At 67.2% G+C, this 21,579-nt stretch carries 18 protein-coding genes; 11 read left to right on the top strand and 7 right to left on the bottom strand.

The window, feature by feature from the left end; genetic code table 11:
- Positions 1-23 precede the first annotated feature (23 nt).
- The 3 genes from Q0Q02_RS03295 to Q0Q02_RS03285 all read left to right on the top strand — a co-directional run bounded on the left by Q0Q02_RS03295 (position 24) and on the right by Q0Q02_RS03285 (position 2,163).
- Positions 24-1,538, top strand: a complete 1,515-nt coding sequence (locus Q0Q02_RS03295) for a DEAD/DEAH box helicase (RefSeq protein WP_293806841.1) — start codon at positions 24-26, stop codon at positions 1,536-1,538.
- An 80-nt stretch (positions 1,539-1,618) separates the two neighbouring features.
- Positions 1,619-1,888 carry a translation initiation factor IF-1 gene (gene infA / locus Q0Q02_RS03290; RefSeq protein ID WP_061964687.1) on the top strand — a complete coding sequence of 90 codons (270 nt, stop codon included), beginning with the start codon at positions 1,619-1,621 and terminating at the stop codon, positions 1,886-1,888.
- Between the two features lie 8 nt (positions 1,889-1,896).
- Positions 1,897-2,163: a hypothetical protein gene (locus tag Q0Q02_RS03285; protein ID WP_293806839.1), complete on the top strand. Its 267-nt coding sequence runs from the start codon at positions 1,897-1,899 to the stop codon at positions 2,161-2,163.
- A gap of 286 nt (positions 2,164-2,449) precedes the next feature.
- On the opposite strand, the gene Q0Q02_RS03280 is transcribed toward Q0Q02_RS03285, so the two are convergent.
- Positions 2,450-3,043 carry a hypothetical protein gene (locus tag Q0Q02_RS03280; RefSeq protein WP_293806837.1) on the bottom strand — a complete coding sequence of 198 codons (594 nt, stop codon included), beginning with the start codon at positions 3,041-3,043 and terminating at the stop codon, positions 2,450-2,452.
- Positions 3,044-3,665: 622 nt separating this feature from the next.
- Positions 3,666-4,973, bottom strand: a complete 1,308-nt coding sequence (locus Q0Q02_RS03275; protein WP_293806835.1) for a cell wall hydrolase — start codon at positions 4,971-4,973, stop codon at positions 3,666-3,668.
- A 223-nt stretch (positions 4,974-5,196) separates the two neighbouring features.
- Here Q0Q02_RS03275 and Q0Q02_RS03270 point away from each other — a divergent pair, with 223 nt between their 5' ends.
- Positions 5,197-6,429 carry an MFS transporter gene (locus Q0Q02_RS03270; protein ID WP_293806833.1) on the top strand — a complete coding sequence of 411 codons (1,233 nt, stop codon included), beginning with the start codon at positions 5,197-5,199 and terminating at the stop codon, positions 6,427-6,429.
- A gap of 97 nt (positions 6,430-6,526) precedes the next feature.
- A complete protein-coding gene (locus tag Q0Q02_RS03265) occupies positions 6,527-7,513 on the top strand; it encodes an MDR family oxidoreductase (protein WP_293806831.1) in 987 nt (328 codons plus the stop codon).
- A 176-nt stretch (positions 7,514-7,689) separates the two neighbouring features.
- Here the strand turns inward: Q0Q02_RS03265 and Q0Q02_RS03260 are convergent, their stop codons facing one another.
- Positions 7,690-8,589, bottom strand: coding sequence for a LysR family transcriptional regulator (locus tag Q0Q02_RS03260; RefSeq protein WP_293806991.1), 900 nt, complete (start codon positions 8,587-8,589; stop codon positions 7,690-7,692).
- Between the two features lie 218 nt (positions 8,590-8,807).
- Positions 8,808-9,779, bottom strand: coding sequence for an L-threonylcarbamoyladenylate synthase (locus Q0Q02_RS03255; RefSeq protein WP_293806989.1), 972 nt, complete (start codon positions 9,777-9,779; stop codon positions 8,808-8,810).
- Positions 9,780-9,964: 185 nt separating this feature from the next.
- Between Q0Q02_RS03255 and Q0Q02_RS03250 the strand changes: the two genes are divergently transcribed.
- The 4 genes from Q0Q02_RS03250 (at position 9,965) to Q0Q02_RS03235 (ending at position 14,696) form a co-directional block, all read left to right on the top strand.
- Entirely contained in the window at positions 9,965-11,740 is a 1,776-nt protein-coding gene (locus Q0Q02_RS03250) for an acyl-CoA dehydrogenase (RefSeq protein ID WP_293806829.1), read from the top strand.
- Positions 11,737-12,618: an SDR family NAD(P)-dependent oxidoreductase gene (locus Q0Q02_RS03245; protein ID WP_293806827.1), complete on the top strand. Its 882-nt coding sequence runs from the start codon at positions 11,737-11,739 to the stop codon at positions 12,616-12,618. Before Q0Q02_RS03250 ends, Q0Q02_RS03245 begins: the two co-directional genes overlap by 4 nt.
- The gene (locus tag Q0Q02_RS03240; protein WP_293806825.1) at positions 12,602-13,462 is read left to right on the top strand and encodes an NAD(P)-dependent oxidoreductase; all 861 of its coding nucleotides are present in this window, start codon (positions 12,602-12,604) and stop codon (positions 13,460-13,462) included. Before Q0Q02_RS03245 ends, Q0Q02_RS03240 begins: the two co-directional genes overlap by 17 nt.
- A 244-nt stretch (positions 13,463-13,706) precedes the next feature.
- Positions 13,707-14,696 (top strand): magnesium transporter CorA family protein, encoded by a 990-nt coding sequence (locus Q0Q02_RS03235; protein WP_293806824.1) that lies wholly within the window; start codon positions 13,707-13,709, stop codon positions 14,694-14,696.
- A 52-nt stretch (positions 14,697-14,748) separates the two neighbouring features.
- Here Q0Q02_RS03235 and corA read toward each other — a convergent pair whose 3' ends face one another.
- Positions 14,749-15,807 (bottom strand): magnesium/cobalt transporter CorA, encoded by a 1,059-nt coding sequence (gene corA, locus Q0Q02_RS03230; RefSeq protein WP_293806822.1) that lies wholly within the window; start codon positions 15,805-15,807, stop codon positions 14,749-14,751.
- A gap of 94 nt (positions 15,808-15,901) precedes the next feature.
- Positions 15,902-16,948, bottom strand: coding sequence for a cysteine synthase A (locus Q0Q02_RS03225; protein WP_293806987.1), 1,047 nt, complete (start codon positions 16,946-16,948; stop codon positions 15,902-15,904).
- Positions 16,949-17,107: 159 nt separating this feature from the next.
- On the opposite strand from Q0Q02_RS03225, the gene Q0Q02_RS03220 reads away from it, so the two are divergent.
- Positions 17,108-18,346: an RNA methyltransferase gene (locus Q0Q02_RS03220; RefSeq protein ID WP_293806820.1), complete on the top strand. Its 1,239-nt coding sequence runs from the start codon at positions 17,108-17,110 to the stop codon at positions 18,344-18,346.
- A gap of 9 nt (positions 18,347-18,355) precedes the next feature.
- The gene (locus tag Q0Q02_RS03215; RefSeq protein ID WP_293806818.1) at positions 18,356-19,768 is read left to right on the top strand and encodes an FAD-binding oxidoreductase; all 1,413 of its coding nucleotides are present in this window, start codon (positions 18,356-18,358) and stop codon (positions 19,766-19,768) included.
- Positions 19,769-19,981: 213 nt separating this feature from the next.
- Here Q0Q02_RS03215 and Q0Q02_RS03210 read toward each other — a convergent pair whose 3' ends face one another.
- Positions 19,982-21,577 (bottom strand): gamma-glutamyltransferase, encoded by a 1,596-nt coding sequence (locus Q0Q02_RS03210; protein ID WP_293806816.1) that lies wholly within the window; start codon positions 21,575-21,577, stop codon positions 19,982-19,984.
- Positions 21,578-21,579: the final 2 nt, after the last annotated feature.

The raw sequence follows: 21,579 nt of genomic DNA, 5'->3' as shown, positions 1-21,579 counted from the left end.
CGCGGCGTCCGGAAAGATCCTTCTTGACCAAGTTTACCGATCTCGGCCTCGCCGAGCCCCTTCTCAAGGCGCTCGCGGCCGAGGGCTATGAAACGCCGACGCCGATCCAGGCGCAGGCGATCCCCCATATTTTGCAGGGTCGCGACCTGCTCGGCGCCGCCCAGACCGGCACCGGCAAGACCGCTGCCTTCTCGCTGCCGATGCTGCATCGCCTGCTCGCCAAGCCGCGCCAGATGCCGGCCCGCAGCGTGCGTGCGCTCATCCTGTCGCCGACGCGTGAGCTTTCGGCCCAGATCGAGGCCAGCATCCGCAATTACGGCCGCTTTACTTCGCTGAAGTCGACGGTGATCTTCGGCGGCGTTCCCGTCGGCAAGCAGATCCGCGCGCTCGGTGAGAAGGTCGACATCCTCGTTGCCACGCCCGGCCGCCTGCTTGACCTCGTCGACCAGCGCGCCGTCTCGCTGCGCGAGATCGAGTTCCTCGTCCTCGACGAGGCCGATCAGATGCTCGATCTCGGCTTCATCCACGCGCTGCGCCGCATCGCGACCCTGATCCCGAAGGAGCGCCACACGCTGCTCTTCTCGGCGACCATGCCGAAGCCGATCCGTGAGATCGCTTCCGCCTACCTGACCGATCCGGTCGAGGTCGCGGTGACGCCGGTCGCGACCACCGCCGAGAAGATCGACCAGCGCGTCATCTTCACGGAAGCCCACGACAAGCCGGCGCTGCTGGCGAAGACGCTGAACGTGCCGGAGCTCGAGCGCGCCATCGTCTTCACCCGCACCAAGCATGGCGCCGACAAGGTCGTGCGCCAGCTCGGCCAGTCCGGTATCGAGGCGGCCGCGATCCACGGCAACAAGAGCCAGGGCCAGCGCGAGCGCGCGCTCGGCGCCTTTCGTGACGGGTCTCTGCGCATTCTCGTTGCCACCGACATCGCCGCGCGCGGCATCGATGTCGATGGCGTCAGCCATGTCGTGAATTTCGACTTGCCGAACGTGCCGGAGACCTATGTCCACCGCATCGGCCGCACGGCGCGCGCCGGCGCGGCGGGCCTTGCCATCGCCTTCTGTACGCCGGAAGAGCGTGGCGATCTCGCCGCCATCGAGAAGCTGACCAAGGTCGCGATCACACCGATCGGCGCCGTGCCCTATTGGGATGGTCGCACGCCCAAGAAGCCGCCGCAGAACCAGCGCGGCGGCGGACGTGGCCAGCAGCAGAATGGCGGCGGGCGCGGTCAAGGCCGCCCGCAGGGCCAGCAAGCCAACCGCCCGCAGGGCCAGCAGCAGGGGCGCCCGCAAGGGCAGCAGCCGCGCGGCGGCAAGCCCGAGCAGGGCGGCCAGCGCAACCAGCCTGCCCATGGCGTCCAGCGCCAGGAACGTCACGAACGCCCGCGTCATCCCGAGCGTGCTCCTCGCCCTGAGCAGGCGGCACAGCGAAAAGACGGCGTTTCCGCAAAAGAAGGGCTTGGCGGCGTCGCGTTCTTGCAGCAAAGAACACAGCAACCACGCACCAACGGCGCCCGGCGGCGCGCGCGCTGACGCGCGATCGACCAGAACAAAGGGCGAGCCTCTGAAACGACGGCTCGCCCACGCGCCCTAGGGCTCACGAAGGACGACAGATGGCGAAAGAAGAACTGCTTGAATTCGACGGCACCGTGGTCGAAGTGCTCCCTGACGGCAACTACCGGGTGAAGCTCGACAACGAGCATATCATCCTGGCCTACGCCGCCGGCAAGATGAAGAAGAACCGCATCCGCACGATCGCGGGCGACCGCGTCATCGTCGAGATGTCGCCTTACGATCTCGATCGCGGCCGCATCAATTTCCGCCAGAAGACGGCTGGCCCCGCTCCGGGCGGTCCGCCGCGCCAGAACTTCCGCCGGCGCTGATCGACGCGATGCGCCTGTCGCGAAACGAGCTCCTGTTCGTCGCGCTGGGCGCCGTCATTGGCGCCGTGGTCGCCTATGCGGTCAGGGCCGGCCTTGTTGCTCCCAATGGAGCCCTGCCGCCCTTCGCCATCGTGCTGATCGGGCTCGGCCTGGTCGAGTTGGTCGCCGGCTTCGCGACGGGCCGTTCGCCCGGCACCCTGGTCGGCATGCCCGCCCGTTTCCTCGCCTTCGTCGCCGGCGTCTGCATCGTCCTGCTCGGCGCCAAGTTCGCCTGAGCGGGCGCTCCACGGCACATTGCATTCCATTGTCATTCCGGGGCTTCGCGATAGCGAAGCGCCCGGAAGCCAGAACCGATGCCACCATTCGTCGTGGCGCCGCGCTTCCCATTCTTCTCGATCAGATGAGCGGTTCCGGATTCCGGGCTCGCGGCTTTGCCATGCCGCGAAACGGCACCCCTTTCCTGAAAAAACCGCCCAAGAAAAAACCCCGGCGCGAGGGCCGGGGTGAAAGTGGTCGTTCCGTGGGTATAAAAGGGTCTGCGTGAAACTCTGCCCGGCCCGCTCAGTAGCGGGCGCGGGACCAATACTGCGAACCGGGGCTGACCATCACCTGGCGCTGCCGGGTCTCGTAGACGGCGGGAATCTCGTCCCGCACGACCTGGGTCGGACGCACCATCACCTGGCGCTGCCGCTGCGTGTAGACGGCCGGGACCGTCTCGTAATCGACGGTGGCCGGGGAAACCTCGACGCGGCGGCTCTGGTAGCCGTAGCGGGCGGGCACATCGACCCAGCAGCCGACCGTGTTGCCCCAGGCGTCGCGGGTCACTTCCCAGCGGCGGCTGGCGGGCGCGACCAGCACCTTCTCGGTCACGGTCTCGTAGACGGCGGCACGATGATGCGGAATGCGGCGCTCCGGCGCGATCATCACGGTGTCGGTCACGCTCTCGTATTCGGCCGGGACGACGCGGCGCTGAACCTGGGCCGGGCGGACCTGATAGGTCTCGTCGATGGTGCCGTAGACCGGCGGCGTGTTGACGAGATTGTAGCAGGCGGAGCCGCGGCAGCCGCCGCCGGCCTGGGCGGCCGAGGCACCGAGCACAAGCGCGGCTGCGAGGCTGGAAGCGGTGATGATCCCTGACGAAAGCGAGCGCAGCATGGTGGGCCTGACCTGTCGGTGCCGGCGCCGGGCGCCGTTCGTTGGAGACAGGAAGCCTGCTTGAAGTGATGAACGCAAGGTAAACGCTAAAACAAGGTAAAATTAACCAGTTTGCCGCTGTTGGGCACATTCACGCAGATTGCGTTCAAGTAAAGGAAAACGCTCGCCTTTTAGCGATGGGCAAGTAGGCCCGGCGCGCGATTGGGCGCGAGTGGCTTCTTAACGGCCGGGGCGGATTCCGCAAGCGGACTCCCGCATTTTCGCTCAGTTCCGGTTCCGGTGCGGAATGATCTCTGCGGGCGCGCTCCGCGTCACGCACCGTTCGAATGCAGGACGCGGGCATCGGAATCGCTTTGCTATGAACCGTGCGGGCTCGAGCAGCCTCAGGCTGCAGTCCCGTGGGCTGGTTCGGTCACCCGGAGCGCAGGCTGAGCTCACCGGGGGGAGGTCTCATGAGCGATCTCAAGGATAACGCGTTCGTTTTTCTGTATCTGGGCCTTACCGCCGTCGTGACGCTGGGTTGGATCGGCGTGATCGGCTACGGCGCCTGGCATTTCCTGTTCGGATAGCGCGAGCACCCGCCTGCCGTCTCAGGGTAGCCGGTGTCGGCTGCTGGCCGCGATCAGGTCTGCCCCGGCCGCAACTGGTAGAAGACGTGCTGGCCGATCGTATCCATCTTCTTCAGCCGCTTCGCCCAATAAGGCCTGACGTAATTCGCGTGGTAGTGGGTCGAGGCGCCGACTTCCGGCAGATAGGTCGTGCCGTCATAGACCTCGCGCGCGATCCTGACCGCGTCGCGCCAGGAGGCGGGCTCGGTGATGCGCAGCGACTTGCCCTCGCAGGTGAAGGTGAACTGGCAGGCGAGATAGCGGTTGCTGTTCTGGTAGACCACGCCGCAGACGCTGCTCGGATAGAGCCCGCTCTTCACGCGGTTGAGCACGACCTGCGCCACGGCCGCCTGGCCCTGAAGCGACTCGGATCGAGCCTCGAAATAGACGGCTTCCGCGAGGCAGCGCTGTTCCTTCGCCATGTTCTCCGGCGCGATCAGGCTGGTATAGTCCTGCTTCACGCCGGGCTCGGCGAGGCGCAGGTCGCGATTGGCCGGTGCCGAGGCCAGCGCGATGCGCCCGCGCTGCTGCTGGGCGGAATGGGCGGGCAGGGCGGCTGGCGTCAGCGTGCCCATGACCGAGCCGACGAGCGGCGTCGACGACGAGGCCTGGCTGGCCTTCGGGACCGAGGGCGAAGAGCCGTCGATGCTTTCGAGATGGAGCTCCGCCTGGCGCGCCGAGTGAATCTTCGGCTTGAACGGCGAGACGGGTGAGGAATCGGACAGGGCCGGATCGGTCAGCCCCTCGTCATTGGCATAGGGCTCGAAGCCGGTCTGCGGGCCGTCGACGGCCTCGGCCGCGCGCATGGCGTCGATCGAGAAGCCGCCCGAGATCAGCTTGGGCTGGGTGTCGCCGAAGACCACGCGCTCCAGTTCGACGGAGGGGTGTTCGGAAAGGCCTGGCCGCAGGCTCGGCAGCATGTCGCCCTTGGCCGTGCGGTCGACCTCCGGGAAGGTGGCGGCGACGGAGCGCTTCATGTCCTCGCGCGGCGCGCGCGGATCGACGACGATGCGTCGCTCCGGATCCTCGAAGGAGAGCTTCGCCTGCGTGACGGCGGAGGTCAGGGCGAGGCCCGGCAAGCGGAAGGCGCTGGCCGCGACCAGCATCGAGGGGCCTTCGGCGAGTTCCGAGACGGGGGCGGGCGCAACCCGGGGAATGGCGCTGGAGGGCAGGCCGGTCGGTCCGAAATTCTGGCCGGCGGAGGCGGTGAAGGAAACCAGCAGGCCAACCGACAGGGCCCAGGGCGCAACGGTGTTCGCGGCCCATTTGATGCCGAGGGGGCGCGCCTTCCGCCCATGCCTGTGCACACGCCAGTGACTCAAAGCGACACACCCGTCCCGACCGCACGGAGCGAAAAGCGCCGCCGACTCGCGCGCCTTCGTTGGAATCCGTTATCGCCTCGGTAAGGTTGAGCGCCGGTTAACGGCGAGCCCGCCTTTTGCCTTCCATGTGTCGCCGTGATGCGAGATTTCACGAAATCGCGTTGGTTGCCCTCGGGGCAGGACGCTAACGTGTAGCCACACATTCGATGCTTCGGAGACATCCATGACGTCCACTCCAGCGCGCAGCTATGCTCCGGAGATCATCGTCGCGGCAGGCTGCCTGATCGCCCTGATCACCTTCGGCCCCCGCGCCAGCGCCGGCCTGTTCCAGATTCCGATGACCGTGCAGTTCCATTGGGGACGCGATACCTTCAGCCTGGCATTGGCGATCCAGAACCTGCTCTGGGGCCTCGGCGCGCCCTTTGCCGGCGCGATCGCGGACCGTTACGGCACCGTGCGCGTGCTCTGCGTCGGCGCGCTCCTCTATGCCGCCGGCCTCGTCACGATGGCCTATGCGACGACACCGCTGCAGCTCCATTTCGGCGCCGGCGTGCTGATCGGCTTCGGTCTCTCGGCATGCTCCTTCAACCTCGTGCTCGCGGCCTTCGGCAAGCTCCTGCCGGAACAGTGGCGGCCGATGGCCTTCGGCGCCGGCACGGCCGCCGGCTCCTTTGGCCAGTTCCTCTTCCCGCCGATCGGCAACATCCTGATCGAGACGCTGGGCTGGCAGCAGGCGCTGGTCGTCTTCGCCTTCACGCTGCTGCCGATCCTGCCGATCTCGATCGTGATGGCGACACGCAAGACCGGCGCCGGAGCGGGAGCGGCCGCAGCGAACCTGCCGAACCAGACGGTGAGGCAGGCGTTGACGGAGGCGTTCAGGCACCGCAGCTATGTCCTGCTGGTGCTCGGCTTCTTCACCTGCGGCTTCCAGCTCGCCTTCATCACCGTGCATATGCCGGCCTATCTCAAGGATGCCGGCCTGCCGGCCTGGGTCGGCGGCTGGACGCTCGCCGTCATCGGTCTCGCCAACGCCGTCGGCTCGCTCTCCTCGGGCTGGCTCTCGATGCGGATGCCGAAGCGGCATCTGCTCGCCTGGATCTATCTCGGCCGCGCGGTCGCCATCGCCGCCTTCATCCTGCTGCCGCCGAGCCCGACGACCGCGATCACCTTCGGCATCGTCATCGGCCTGTTCTGGCTCTCGACCGTGCCACCGACCTCCTCGCTGGTCATGCTGATGTTCGGCACCAAGTACATGGCGATGCTCTATGGCTTCGCCTTCTTCTCGCACCAGGTCGGCGGGTTCCTCGGCGTCTGGCTCGGCGGCGTGCTCTACGAATCGATGGGCAACTACCAGTTCGTCTGGTGGCTCTCGGTCGCGCTCGGCGTCGCCTCGGCCTTGATCAACCTGCCGATCATCGAACGGCCGGTGCAGCGGCCGGAAGCACAGCCCGCCTGATTGGGAAGACGAACCTTCGCACGGCCGATGGGGTTGCGGTGGCGCCACGCCGCTGCAACCTTGTCGGCCTTCGCGTTTGAGCGCTTGGGAGATGGTGATGACGACGTTCAAGGCCCTCGTGGCGACCAAGGGCGAGGCCGGGCCGAACCTTGCCTTCACCGATTTCGCCGAGAGCGACCTGATGGAGGGCGACGTCACCGTCCGCGTCACGCATTCGACGGTGAACTACAAGGATGGCCTCGCCGTCACCGGCAAGGCGCCGGTGGTGCGCCGCTGGCCGATGATCCCCGGCATCGACTTCGCCGGTCGGGTCGAGACCTCCGATCATCCCGAGTTCAAGCCGGGCGACCTTGTCGTTCTGAACGGCTGGGGCACCGGCGAAACCCATCTCGGTGCCTATGCCCAGAAGAGCCGGGTCAAGGGCGACTGGCTGGTGCCGCTGCCTGCGGGGCTGACGCCCGCCGAGGCGATGGCGATCGGCACGGCCGGCTACACCGCCATGCTCTGTGTGCTCGCGCTCGAGAAGCACGGTCTGAAACCTTCCGACGGCCCGGTCGTCGTCACGGGTGCGGCAGGCGGCGTCGGCTCGGTCGCGATCGCGCTGCTGGCCAAGGCCGGCTGGCACGTCATCGCCTCGACGGGCCGCGCCGAGGAGGCCGATTACCTCAAGAGCCTCGGGGCGGCCGAGATCATCGACCGCACCGAGCTGGCGGCGCCCGGCCGCCCGCTCGGCAAGGAGCGCTGGATCGCCGGCGTTGACGCGGTCGGCTCGCATACCCTCGCGAACCTGCTCTCGATGACGAAATATGGTGGTGCCATCGCCGCATGCGGCCTCGCGCAGGGCATGGACCTGCCGGCCTCGGTCGCGCCCTTCATCCTGCGCGGCGTCGCCCTGCTCGGTGTCGATTCGGTGATGTGCCCGAAACCGCGCCGGATCGAAGCCTGGCAGCGCCTTGCCAGTGATCTCGACCGCGACAAGCTCGCCCTGATCACCACGACGATCCCGCTGGACGCCGTGATCGAGACCGGCAGGGCCATCGTCGAGGGCAAGGTCAAGGGGCGGGTCGTCGTCGAGATCGGCTGAGGTTGCACGGAGCCACGCCGTTATTGTTCCCGTCATGGTCGGGCTTGTCCCGGCCATCCACGTCTTCTTCGATGCAGTGCGGTGTTCAAGACGTGGATGCTCGCCACAAGGGCGAGCATGACGAGCTTGAGCTACGTCGTGTTCATAGTCTCTGGGCTCAGGTCTGCGCCTGCCCTCTACCCCTCGAACAGCGCCCGCTGCCGTGCGAGCTCGTTGCTGCAGAAGTCCATGAAGGCGCGCACGCGCGGCACATGCCGGATATCGGGATGGGTCAGCACCCATAGCCCCGTGGCGAAATCCGGATTGGGCGGGAGGAGCCGGATCAGGTCCGACCGCTGGTCGGCGATGAAGCAGGGCAGCGGCCCGACGCCGAGGCCCTGCGCGACAGCCTCCGCGATGCCGAGAACGGCAGAGCTCTTCAGCGCGATCCGCTCCGGCGCGACATGCTCGCGCACGAAGCGGGCCGCCTTCACATGCGAGAGCTGGTCGCCGAGCGCGACCCAGTCGCGCTTGTAGAGCAGGGCGGGGTTGGCCTGCTCCTCCGGCGTGATGCCGTCCGCGGCGCGGCCATAGATCGCCCAGGCGATGGTGGCGATGCGCCGGCCGACCAGCGTCTCGCCCGGCGTGTCGCTGGCGCGGATCGCGATATCGGCGTCCCGCTTCGACAGGTTGAGCGCCTGGTTGCCGATCACGACATCGAGCCGGATCAGCGGATGGGCCTTGCGGAAGGCTGCGAAGATCGGCAGCAGCACGTTCTGGTAGAGCGTGTCGGTCGTTGTGATCCGCAATTCGCCGGAGGGGGCGACATCCCGCCCGGCCAGGCGCCGGGCAAAGGCCGTGACATCCTCGTCCATCCGGCTCGCCAGCGCCGCCATCTCGGCGCCTGCGACAGTCGCGACATAGCCGGTCTTGCGCCGCTCGAAGAGCGGCATGCCGACGAACTCCTCGATCTGGCCGAGACGCCGGAACACGGTCGAATGATTGACCGAGAGCGCTGCCGCCGCCCCGGTCAGCCCGTCATGATCGGCAATGGCCTTGATCAGCCGGAAATCGTCCCAGGCGAGCTTGGCATTCATCGGCAAGGCGTCCTCCTGCGCGCACGCAAGCCGATATCTTGCAGCGATGCAAGCTGGAGGAATTCAAATCCAGGAGAGCGGGGAATATCCGAGCCCTCATCCTGAGGAGCCGCGAAGCGGCGTCTCGAAGGATGCTTCACGAGGCTCCGGTGATATCTGGAGCATCCTTCGAGACGCGAGCCCCTGGCTCGCTCCTCAGGATGAGGGCTGCATAACCCTCAGCGCGGCGCCGCCGCGCGCCGCAGACGATCGTTGATCGCATCGCCCAGCCCGTGCTCGGGAATGCGGGCGACCGCGATGGTCTTCAACCCCATCTCGTCAAGCCGGCGCATATAGCCGAAAAGATGGGCGGCGGCCTCGCGCAGGTCGCCGGTCGGGCTGAGATTGAGCGAAGTCGGGTGCTGGTGGGCCTCGGGGCCGAAGCCGAGCCAGGCCTCGCCGTCTTCCGGAGCGTCGGCATCGAGCCTGACCCGCGCCGCCGGCGCATAATGCGAGGCAAGCATGCCGGGCGAGATCGGCGCGTGACCGGCATCGCCCGCGATGACGAGCGGTCGGCCGATGACATGCTCGATCGCCTCGCGTGGCACGCCGCCGGGTCTGAGCAGGCGCGGGGCGTCGTCGAGGCAGGCGACGATGGTCGATTCGACCCCGACTTCGGTCGGGCCAGCATCGAGGATGGCATCGATGCGCCCGTCGAGGTCGGCGAGGACATGGGCGGCGCTGGTGGCACTGATCCGGCCGGAACGGTTGGCGGAGGGCGCCGCGATCGGCCGCTCGGCCGCTTCCAGCACGGCATGCGCGACCGGATGCGCCGGGACGCGCAACGCGACGGAAGGAAGTCCCGCCCGCGCCAGATCGCTGACGGTGCAGCCGGGAGAGGCCGGCACGACCAGCGTCAGCGGGCCCGGCCAGAAGGCTTGCGCCAGCGCCAGCGCGTTCGCATCGAACAGTCCCTGACGGCGCGCGCTCGCGAGATCGTGCAGGTGTGAGATCAGCGGGTTGAAGCTCGGCCGCTCCTTGGCGGCGTAGATGCCGGCGACGGCCGTGCCCGATGTCGCATCGGCGGCAAGCCCGTAGACCGTCTCGGTCGGCATCGCGACGAGTCCGCCCGCGCGCAGCAGCGCCGCCGCCTCGGCGATGCCGGAGGCATCTGCGGCGAGGAGCTTCGTGGGGCGAGAGGCGGGCAGGATCTGGTTCACGACGCGATTGACCGATGATGGTTTATATATAAACTAACTGATGGGCGCGGCACGGGACGAAGGTCGCGCTCGCTTGCGCGTGGCTTAGGCGATAGTTCCTCGCTACCATCGCGGCAACGGCAAATGCAGGCTGCGGCTGCCTTCGCGGGCAAATGCCGGCCTCAGGGAGACGACCAATGAGCTATCGCGCCCCGGTTTCGGACATGCTCTCTACCATGCGCCATGTCGCAGGCCTCGACAGGCTGATCGCCGACGGGCTCGTGCCGGAACTCGAAGGCGGTGTCGCGGAAGCCGTGCTCGAAGAGGCCGCGAAATTCGCCGCCGACGTGATCGCGCCTTTGAACCGCGTCGGCGATCTCAACGGCTCCAAGCTGAAGGACGGCGCCGTCACCACGCCGCCGGGCTGGAAGGAGGCCTACAAGGCCTGGTCCGAGGCCGGCTGGAACGCGCTGCCGGCGCCGGAAGCCTATGGCGGGCAGGGCCTGCCGACGCTGCTGCAATCGGCCTGCATCGAGATGTGGAACTCGGCCGCCTTTGCCTTCGCGCTTGGCCCGTTGCTGACGGTCGGCGCGATCGAGGCGATCCATGCCCATGGCTCCGACCATCTCAAGGAGACCTATCTCGCCAAGCTCGTCTCCGGCGAGTGGATGGGCACGATGAACCTGACCGAGCCGCAGGCCGGCTCCGACCTCAATGCGCTGCGCAGCAAGGCCGAGCGCGTCGGGGACGGCACCTATCGCATCACCGGCCAGAAGATCTTCATCACCTATGGCGAGCACGACCTGACCGAGAACATCATCCACTTGGTGCTGGCGCGCCTGCCCGATGCCCCTCCCGGCACGCGCGGCATTTCGCTCTTCCTCGTGCCGAAATTCCTGGTCGATGCCGATGGTTCGCTGGGCGCGCATAACGACCTGCGCTGCTCCGGCATCGAGCACAAGCTCGGCATCCACGCCTCGCCGACCTGCTCGATGGCCTTCGGCGACAATGACGGCGCGATCGGCTGGCTGATCGGCGAGGAGAATCGCGGCCTCGCCTGCATGTTCACGATGATGAACAATGCCCGCCTCAACGTGGCATTGCAGGGCGTCGCCATCGCCGAGCGCGCCTATCAGCAGGCGGTGGCGTTCGCGCATGAGCGCAAGCAGGGCGCGGCGCTCGATGCGCCCAAGGGCGCCCCGATGAGTCCGATCATCGTCCATCCCGATGTGCGCCGCATGCTGATGGATATGCGTGCCAAGACCCAAGGCGCCCGCGCCATCTCCTATCAGGTCGCGGAAGCGCTCGACCGCTCGCATCGCGAGACGGACGAGGCCAGGCGCAAGGCCGCTTCCGAGCGCGCCGCTGTCCTCACGCCGATCGCCAAGGCCTATGCCACCGATATCGGCATCGACGTCGCCTCGACCGGCGTGCAGGTCCATGGCGGCATGGGCTTCGTCGAGGAGACCGGCGCCGCCCAGCATCTGCGCGATGCCCGCATCGCCGCGATCTACGAGGGCACCAACGGCATCCAGGCGATCGACCTCGTCACCCGCAAGCTGCCGCTGTCTGGCGGAGATGCGGTGCATGCTCTGATCAACGAGATGCGCGGCATTGTCGGCGAGGTCGAGCGCGCCAACAATCCGGGCTTCGGCCATGCCGCTGCGCGCCTCGGCGCTGCCGTCGATTCTCTGGAACGCGCGACGGAATGGATGCTCGGCGCGCTCGGCGGCAAGCCTGCCGACGCGCTGGCCGGCGCCACGCCCTATCTCAAGCTCTTCGCGCTGGCGCAGGGCGGCACGGGGCTGGCCAAGAAGGCGCTCGCCACGCGTTCCGACGCGGAGGGCACTGCCGATCTCGCCACCGCTCGATTCTATGCTGAATATCTCGCGACCGAGGCGCCGGGCCTCGAACTCGCGGTAACGGAGGGGGCCGGCGCCATCGCCGACGCGGCCGCGGTCTTCGCCGCGTGAGCGAAGCGCCGGGCTCTCTCTCCGGCCGCATCTGCCTCGTCGCTGGCGCGTCGCGAGGGCTCGGGCGCGGCATTGCGAAAGCGCTCGGCGAGGCCGGCGCGACGGTGATCGTCACCGGCCGCTCCAGCGAGGCGGGCCCGCGCACCGATCAGCGTCTCGAGACCTTCGAGGACACGGCCCGCGAGGTCGAGGCGGCCGGCGGCAAGGGCTATCCCTATCGCTGCGACCACACCAGCGAGCGCGATGTCGACGGGCTCGTCGCCTGGGCCTTGCGACGTTTCGGCCGGCTCGATTGCGTCGTTGACGCGGTCTGGGGCGGCCATGAAGGCTATGACGGCGAGCGCTATCCCGACGGATCCGGCTTCGGTACGCCGTTCTGGCGTCGCCCGGCGGCACGACTGGGTGAGAGCTTCGAAAGCGGCGTCTATGCCCAGTTGCTGCTGGCGCGGGCAGTCGCACCGGCCATGGTTCAGGCGCGCGCGGGCCTGATCGTCACGCTGAGCTTTGATATGGCCGGCGGCTATCTCGGCGATGTCTTCTATGACCTCGCCAAGGCCGCGATGAACCGCTTGAGCTTTGCGATGGCTGAGGAGCTGAAGCCTTTCGGCGTCACCGCACTGGGCCTGTCGCCCGGTCATGTCCTGACCGAGCGGGTCCGCGATGCCGGCCTCGGCGACCAGACCACCGAAACCCCGCTCTATGCCGGCCGTGCCGTCGCGGCGCTGGCCGCCGATCCGCAAGTCGCTGTTCATGCCGGGCAGGTGCTGCATGTCGCCGATCTGGCGCGTGCCTATGGCTTCACCGACCGGGACGGTTCGCAGCCGGCCCGCTACGTCATCGACAACCAGGAGGGAGGCGGCGATGTCGCTCAAGGGTAAGACGCTTTTCATCACCGGCGGCTCGCGCGGCATCGGCTTGGCCATCGCGCTGCGGGCGGCGAAGGACGGCGCCAATGTCACCATCGCCGCCAAGACGGCCGAGCCGCACCCCAAGCTCCCCGGCACGATCTACACCTCCGCCGCGGAGATCGAGGCGGCCGGCGGCAAGTGCCTGCCCTTGATGGTCGATGTCCGCGACGAGCAGAGCGTGGCCGAGGCGATCGCCAAGACCGCCGAGACCTTCGGCGGCATCGACATCGTCGTGAACAATGCCAGCGCGATCCAGCTGACCAACACGCAGATGACCGATATGAAGCGCTTCGATCTGATGCACCAGATCAACACGCGCGGCACCTTCATGGTTTCGAAGTACGCCATTCCGCATCTGGCGAAGGCCGAAAACCCGCATATCCTGATGCTCTCGCCGCCGCTCGACATGAAGACGCAGTGGTTCGCGCCGCATCTGGCCTATTCCATCGCGAAATACGGCATGAGCCTGTGTGTGCTCGGCCTCGCCGGCGAGCTGGCGCGCCAGGGCATCGCGGTCAATGCGCTCTGGCCGCGCACCACCATCGCGACCGCCGCCGTCCAGAACCTGCTCGGCGGCGACAAGATGGTGCAGGCCAGCCGCACGCCCGAGATCCTCGCCGACGCTGCACACATGATCTTCTCGAAGCCGTCCCGCGAATTCTCCGGCAATTTCCTGATCGACGACAGCTTCATGGCCGGCGAGGGCGTGACCGATTTCAGCCCGTACCGTGTCGACCCCTCCGTGCCGCTGATGCCGGATTTCTTCGTGCCGGCGGACAGCTTGCCGCCGCAGGGCGTGAAGGGCGGGGTGTGAGGCAGGATATGCTCCGTCATGCGCGGGCTTGACCCGAGCATCTCATGTCGGAGAGGGCATCGGAGCCTCTTTCTGAAAGAGTTTCTCGGGTCTGCGCTTCGCTTCGCCCGAGAATGACGCTCGGTCATGCTTCCGGGTTGCGAGCGCGAGCCTGAGCGCTTCCCATCGCGTCATCGGTTTGACATGCCGCGCGGATCGGAGTTCCTGCCGCTTTCCATCCCGACCGTGCAGCGAGATTCGCGCCATGCTGACGATCCACGGCACTTGCTCCGATACGCGCGACAAGCTCCGCCCCGGCGCGCTCGGCGCGGATGGCAACTTTCCCGACGACGTCGTCTGGATCGACCTGCTCAATCCGACGGCGGAGGAGGACAGGCGGGTCGAGAAGCATTTGGGCATCTCGATTCCGACGCGCGAGGAGATGCACGATCTCGAGCCCTCCGAGATCATCTATACCGAGAATGGCGCGCGCTATATGACCGCGCGGATCATCTGCCAATCCGATACCGTCGTTCCCAAGCTGGCGGATGTCACCTTCATCCTGACCGACAAGGCGCTGGTGACGGTGCGCTATGACGAGCCGGGCGCCTTCAACATCTTCCTCAATCGCGCCTCAAAGCCGGGCGGCTGCGGCCAGCAGCCGGAGGCCGTGCTGGACGGGCTGATCGAGGCGATCGTCGACCGCGCCGCCGAGGTGCTGCGCGGCGTCGGCGACAAGATCGATATCGCCTCGCGCCGTGTTTTCGCCGGGCGCGGCCAGGATGTCGAGCGCGGCGGCGTCTATCAGGTCGTCATCCAGAAGATCGGCCAGTACGAGCACATCATCTCCAATGTCCGCGAGAGCATGATGACGGTCGAGCGCGTGCTGCTCTTTCTCTCGGCCAACTATACCCGGCCGAAGAAGGCGCAGACCGGCTTCTCGGCGGAATGGCGCTCCGCGGTGCGCGACGTGCAGGCCATCGAGGAGCACGCTGCCTTCCTGTCCAACAAGCTGCAGTTCATGATGGATGCCACGCTCGGCCTGGTCTCGATCGAGCAGAACAAGATCATCAAGCTCTTCTCGGTCGTCTCGGTCGCGCTGATGCCGCCGACGCTCATCGCCTCGATCTACGGCATGAACTTCAAGTCGATGCCGGAGTTGGACTGGCAATGGGGCTATCCCATGGCGATCGGCCTGATGATCCTCTTCGCCGTGCTGCCCTACCTGTTCTTTCGTTGGAAGAAGTGGCTGTGACGGTCTGCCTCTCGGGGGAAGCGCACCATCACTCCAATGAGCCGGAGCGGCTCTAAAGCCAGCCATTCCGCTTGAAGCGCCAGTAGAGGATGGCGCAGGACGTTACGATCACGCCGATCACCGTGTAATAGCCGTACTGCAGCTCCAGTTCCGGCATGTTCTTGAAATTCATGCCGTAGATGCCCGCGAGCGCCGTCGGTACCGCCAGGATCGCCGCCCAGGAGGCCAGGCGCTTGGTGATCGCGTTCTCCTGGCTCTGACCGACGAGCAGGCTCGCCTCGAAGGCGAAGGCCAGGACCTCGCGCAGGCTGTCGATCTTCTCCTGCACGGTGCGGACATGGTCGGTCACGTCGCGAAACATCGGGGCGAGCGTCGGCCGGACCTGCGGCACGGTGCCGTTCATCAGGCGCTGGCAGACATCGACCAGCGGCGCCACCGCATTGCGCAGGCGCAGCAGGTCGCGGCGCAGCATGTAGAGCCGCTCGATGTCGGAGCGCGCCATCGGCTTGGCGAGGACCTTGTCCTCGATCTTCTCGACCTCGTCATGGATCGCTTCCAGCACCGGCATGTAGTTGTCGACGATGAAATCGAGGATCGCATAGAGGATGAAATCCTCGCCCTTCGCCAGCGAGGTCGGGCATGTCTCCCAATGCTGCCGCACCGACTTGTACGAGGTCGAGGCGCCGTGCCGGACGCTGACGATATAGCCGCGCCCGACGAAGATATGGGTCTCGCCGAAAGCGATGCGCCCCTCGGTCAACTGCGCCGTGCGCGCGACGACGAAGAGCGCGTCGCCATATTGCTCAAGCTTGGGCCGCTGATGCGCGTTGGTGGCGTCTTCGACTGCGAGCGGGTGCAGGTTGAACTGCTGCTGCACGCAGCGCAGCAGCGCGGGCTCCGGTTCGAGCAGGCCGATCCAGACGACATGATCGTCCTTGCGCGCCCATTCTCCGGCTTCCGTGACCGGGATGTCCGCGACGCGCACGCCATGGACATAGACGCCCGATGCGATGACCCCGTCCTGATGCGGGTGATCCTGTTCGAGGGGAACGGCGGCGGGCGTCGTTTCCCGCGCGGCTGGGGACGTGAACCGGACTTCCGAGACTGACATGCGACCACCTCGTCGATCGCTGGATCATCGGGTGGCAGGCTAGAACTGTTCGATCTCCGTGGAAATCACTTTTCCGGCAAATGAGCAGCGTCGTTCAGGCCATGACCTGCGCGACGACCTGCTTCAGCGCCGAGCCGTCGCGCTCCAGCCAGCCGGGAACCGGCAGGTTCTTCGAACGCAGGAATTCGGGGTTGAAGAGCTTCGACTGGTAGCGCGTGCCGTAGTCGCACAACACCGTCACGATGGTGTGGCCCGGTCCCATCTGCTTGGCCAAACGGATCGCGCCGGCGACATTGATGCCCGACGAGCCGCCGAGACACAGACCCTCCCGCTCCAGCAGGTCGAAGACGATCTGCACCGCTTCCGCATCCGGAATCTGGAAGGCGATATCGATCGGCGCATCCACCAGATTGGCAGTGATCCGGCCCTGGCCGATGCCCTCGGTGATCGAGGAGCCCTCGGCCTTGAGCACGCCCGATGTGTAGTAGGAATAGAGCGCAGCGCCCATCGGATCGGCGAGCCCGATCGTCACCTTCGGATTGCGTGCCTTCAGCGCCATGCCGACGCCGGCCAGCGTCCCACCCGAGCCGACCGCACAGATAAAGCCGTCGACTTGGCCTGCAGTCTGGTCCCAGATTTCCGGACCGGTCGTTTCGAAATGGCCCTGTCGGTTGGCGACATTGTCGAACTGGTTGGCCCAGATCGCGCCGTTCGGCTCCGTCTTCGCCAGTTCCTCGGCGAGGCGGCCCGAGACCTTCACGTAGTTGTTCGGATTGGCATAAGGCGCAGCCGGCACCTCGACCAGCGTCGCGCCGGCGAGCCTCAGCATGTCCTTCTTTTCCTGGCTCTGTGTCTCCGGGATGACGATCACCGAGCGATAGCCGAGCGCATTGCCGACGAGCGCAATGCCGATGCCGGTATTGCCGGCCGTGCCCTCGACGATGACGCCGCCCGGCTTCAACTGCCCCTTCGCCTCGGCATCGCGGATGATCGCAAGCGCGGCCCGGTCCTTCACCGACTGGCCGGGATTCATGAATTCGGCCTTGCCGAGGATGGTGCAGCCGGTCTCGGTCGAGGCGCGTTCGAGCTTGATGAGCGGGGTGTTGCCGATGGCTTCGATGACGCCATTCTTCATGTCGATCTTCGCGCGGATAGTCATGGCGGGATTTCCCAATTTCTCTCCGACCTGATAGGCGAAAGCTTCTCAGCGGTCATCAGTGAGCGGGCCTTTCGCCCCGAGTTCGGAACAATGCCAGTCGCCAAGCCGCAAGCCGGAGAAGTTTCTTCTCCGAAGCTCGCCATGAATGAAGTTCTCACCGTCGATCGCCTCGGCCAGAAGGGCGACGGCATCGTGCAGGCCGCCTCCGGCAGCATCTTCATTCCCTATGCGTTGCCGGGCGAGACCGTGCGCGCCGTGGTCGATGGCGAGCGCGGCCAGCTTGTCGAGATCATCACGCCTTCCGAATCCCGCATCGCCGCCATCTGCCCGCTCTTCACCCGCTGCGGTGGCTGCGCCGCCCAGCACATGGCGCCCGGCCTCTATCGCGAATGGAAGCGCCAGCAGGTCGTGACCGCGCTCGGCCGCGCCGGCATCGAGGCGCCGGTCGCCGATCTCGTCGATGCCCATGGCACCGGGCGCCGCCGCGTCACCTTCCATGCCCGTCGTCAGGGCGAGGCGATGGTCGTCGGCTTCATGGCGGCGCGCAGCCACGATCTGATTTCGGTCGAAGCCTGCCCGGTTCTGGCGCCGGGGCTCGACCGCGCGCCAGCCGTCGCCCTGATGCTGGCGAACCGGATGGGCGGCGCGAGCAAGCCGCTCGATATCCAGGTCACGGCCTCGGAAGCCGGGCTCGATGTCGATATGCGTGGCCACGGCCCGCTCGGTGACAAGCTCCGGCTCGCCCTGACGCAGCTCGCAGAGCGGCTCGACCTCGCCCGGCTCTCGAACCGTGGCGAGATCGTTGTCGAGCGACGCCCGCCCTTGCAGCGCATGGGCAGGGCGCTGGTGGCGCCGGCCGCAGGCGGCTTCCTGCAGGCGACGGCGGCGGGCGAGGAGGCTTTGGCCGGGCTCGTCATGGCCGCCCTGCCCAAGGGCAAGCGCGCGGCCGATCTCTTTGCCGGCTGCGGCCCGTTCAGCTTCCGCATCGCGGAGCGTATGCAGGTACTCGCGATCGAGAGCGACAAGGCGGCAATGCTGGCGCTGGCCAAGGGCGCAGGCGCCACGCAGGGGTTGAAGCCAATCGCGACCGAAACGCGCGACCTGTTCCGCCGCCCGCTTTTAGAGCACGAGCTCAACGGTTTCGACGTCGTCGTGCTCGATCCCCCGCGTGCCGGCGCGGAGGCGCAGGTCAAGCGCTTGGCGGTCTCGAAGGTCAAGGACGTGATCTACGTCTCCTGCGATGCGGCGAGCTTCGCGCGCGACGCCGCGACCCTCGTTGCGGGCGGCTATGCGCTGGAGGCCGTGACGCCGGTCGACCAGTTCCGCTATTCCGCTCATGTCGAACTCGTCGGCGTGTTCCGGCGAGGTAAGAAGGGCTAGGGCTTCAGGATGAGCGTAATTCTCGATCGCATGGCCGGCATTGTCGGCGCGAAGAACATCATCACCGATGCCGACGCGATGGTGCCCTATCTCAAGGAATGGCGCGATCTCTTCCGCGGCAAGGCGCAAGGCATCGTCCGCCCCGGCTCGACCGCCGAGGTCGCGGAGTTGGTGAAGCTCGCGGCCGAGACCGGCACGGTGCTGGTGCCACAAGGCGGCAATACCGGCCTCGTCGGCGGCCAGATCCCGATCTCCGAGGGCAGGGAGGTCATCCTCTCGCTGCAGCGCCTCGACAAGATCCGCGCCGTCGACACCGATGGCGACACGATGATCGTCGAGGCCGGCGTCACTCTGAAGCGCGCGCAGGATGCGGCGGAAGCGGCCGGCCGGCTCTTCCCGCTCTCGCTCGCGTCGGAAGGCTCCTGCACCATCGGCGGCAACCTCTCGACCAATGCCGGCGGCACCGCCGTGCTGGCCTATGGCAATGCCCGCGATCTCTGCATGGGGCTCGAGGTCGTACTGCCGGACGGACGCATCTGGAATGGCCTGCGCCAGCTCCGCAAGGACAATACCGGCTACGACCTGAAGAACCTCTTCATCGGCGCCGAAGGCACGCTCGGCATCATCACCGCCGCCGTGCTGAAGCTCTTCCCCGCGCCGGCAGCGCGCGCCACCGCTTTCCTCGCGGTGCCCGATCCGGCGGCGGCGCTCGAACTGCTCAACGCCGCCAAGGCCGGCGCCGGCGGCACGCTCACCACCTTCGAACTGATGCCGCGCATCGGCATGGACTTCGTCCTGCGCCACGCCTCCGGCACGCGCGACCCGCTCTCCGAGCCGTCGCCCTGGTATGTGCTGATGGAGGTCTCCGCCCAGCAGGCCTCGGGGCTCGACGAGCATGTCGAGGCCTTCCTCGGCGAAGCCTTGGAGAAGGGCATCGTCACCGATGCGGCGCTGGCGGGCTCGCTGGCCCAGCGCGCCGATTTCTGGAAGCTGCGCGAGATGCTCTCGGAGGTGCAGACCTATGAGGGCGGCTCGATCAAGCACGACGTCTCCGTGCCGATCCATGCGACGCCCGAGTTCCTGGCGCGGGCCATCGCGGCGGTGGAGGCGATGGTGCCGGGCTGCCGGCCGGTGCCCTTCGGCCATCTCGGCGACGGCAATATCCATTTCAACGTCAGCCAGCCGGTCGGTGCTGACAAGGCGGGCTTCCTCGCACGCTGGAGCGAGATGAACGAGGCGGTCCACGCCATCGTCGCCGAGCTGCATGGCTCGATCTCGGCCGAGCACGGCATCGGCCGCCTGAAGCGCGATCTGCTGCCAGGCGTGAAGGACCCGGTCGAGCTCGACCTGATGCGGACGATCAAGCAGACGCTCGATCCGCAGGGGATTCTGAACCCGGGTTCGGTGCTCGCAGCAGAGTAACGTCAGATCACCAAGTAGGCTCAGATACCGCGGGAACCCTCTCCCGGAGGGAGAGGGCAGGGTGAGGGGTAGGCCGTTGGACGCCTTGGCCGTACCCCAACCACTGCTGCGGTAGACCAGAGCGAGCTGGTCCAGGGGCCTACACCTCACCCCTACCCCTCTCCTTACAGGAGAGGGGATCCCGCGCCATTTTCTGAACTCGGCCGTGACGCCTCACGGCGTCGCGACATAGCCATCGCGGCGCGGGTCGGCGGCGCCGGTGAACACGCCGGTCGCAGGATCGACCGCCACCGCCTGCATGCCGCCGCAACGCATCGTCCAGCCGACATCGAAGGCGCGTGCCTCGTGGCCGCGCTTGATCAGTTCGGCGATCGTCTCCGGCGTGATCCGGTTCTCGATCTCGACGAGGCGACCATCCCAGAGCCGGGCGCGGGGCGCCTCGATCGCCTCCTGCAGCGGCAAGCCGTAGACGAGATGCTGGACCATGGCTTGCGCCTGCGTCTGCATGATGCCGTAGCTGCCGGGCGTGCCGAGCGCGAGCACGGGCTTGCCGTCGCGAGTCGAGAGCGTCGGCGACATGCACATCGGCAGTTCGTCGCCGGGCTTCGAGCGGTTCGGGCTGCCGGGCTGGACATCGGCCCAGTACAGGAAGTTGTTGAAGCAGAGCCCCGTGCCGGGCACGACCACGCCGCTGCCGAAGGGGCTGCCGAGGCTCTGGGTGATGCAGATCAGGTTGCCCTCGCTGTCGGCGACCGAGAGCGAGGTGGTGTGCGCCGGGTCTTCCTTGTCCTGCGGCACCCATTGCTCGGTCGGCCCGGTCACCGGCTTGCCGTCGGTCAGGCGCTGCCGCAGGCGCGCGATCGAGGCCTCCGACATGATCTCGGCGAGCTTCTCCGGCGAGGGATTGTTATGGGCGATGCGCTCGCCCGCCGCGAGGCGGATCGCGCGATAGACGAGGTCGAGATGATCAGCCCCGTCCCGCGGCTTGGACGCAAGATCGATCCCGTCGAGCAGGCGCAAGGTCAGCAGGAACTGGAAGCCCTCGCAGGGCGGCGGCGGGACGTGCACTGACAATCCCTTGAAGCTCGCCGCCATCGGCTCGCGCCAGACCGTCTTGACCGCCGCGAGATCGGCCATGGTCAGCGAGCCGCCGAGCGCCTGCAGATGCGCGATGACCTTCTCGCCGAGCACGCCGCGATAGAAATGCTCCGGCCCCTTCTCGGCGATCTCGCTCAGCGTCTTCGCAAGATCGGACTGGACGAGAACCGAGCCGAGATGCATCGGGCCGTTGGGCTGGTAATTCTTCGACCAGGCCGGGTAAAGCGCCGGGATTTTTTCCAAGAGCGGATCGTTCTCCTCGAACTCCGCCGCGCCGAATTCGGCCAGCGCGGACCCGTCCCGTGCCAGCGCGATGGCCGGCGCGAAGACCTCGGCCAGCGACTTGCGGCCATAGGTCTTCACCAGCTCGCACCAGCCGGCGAGATTGCCGGGCGAGGCGACCGCGAGCGCGCCGCGCTCCAGATCGGTGCGCTTGCTGAAGCGGCCTGCCGGGAAGCTCGCCGGGATCGGCGGCACGAAATCGAGCACGCGCACCCGCTTCTCGGCGGCGACCCACATCGTCGACAAGCCCATGCCGGCGAGCCCCGACATGAACGGCTCGACCACGTTGAGCGCGGCGGCGGTGGCGGCGGCGGCGTCGAAGGCGTTGCCGCCCTGCGCCAGCAGTCTTGCGCCGGCCTGTGCCGCCAGAGGATGGGCCGCGGCAACCATGCCGTGGCGGGAGGTCATCGTGGGGCGGCGGCCGTGCATAT

Source organism: uncultured Allobosea sp., assembly GCF_945956895.1.
Classification (GTDB): domain Bacteria; phylum Pseudomonadota; class Alphaproteobacteria; order Rhizobiales; family Beijerinckiaceae; genus Allobosea.
Note: the sequence above shows the minus strand (reverse complement) of the source record. Positions and strands in the feature narration are given on the sequence as shown.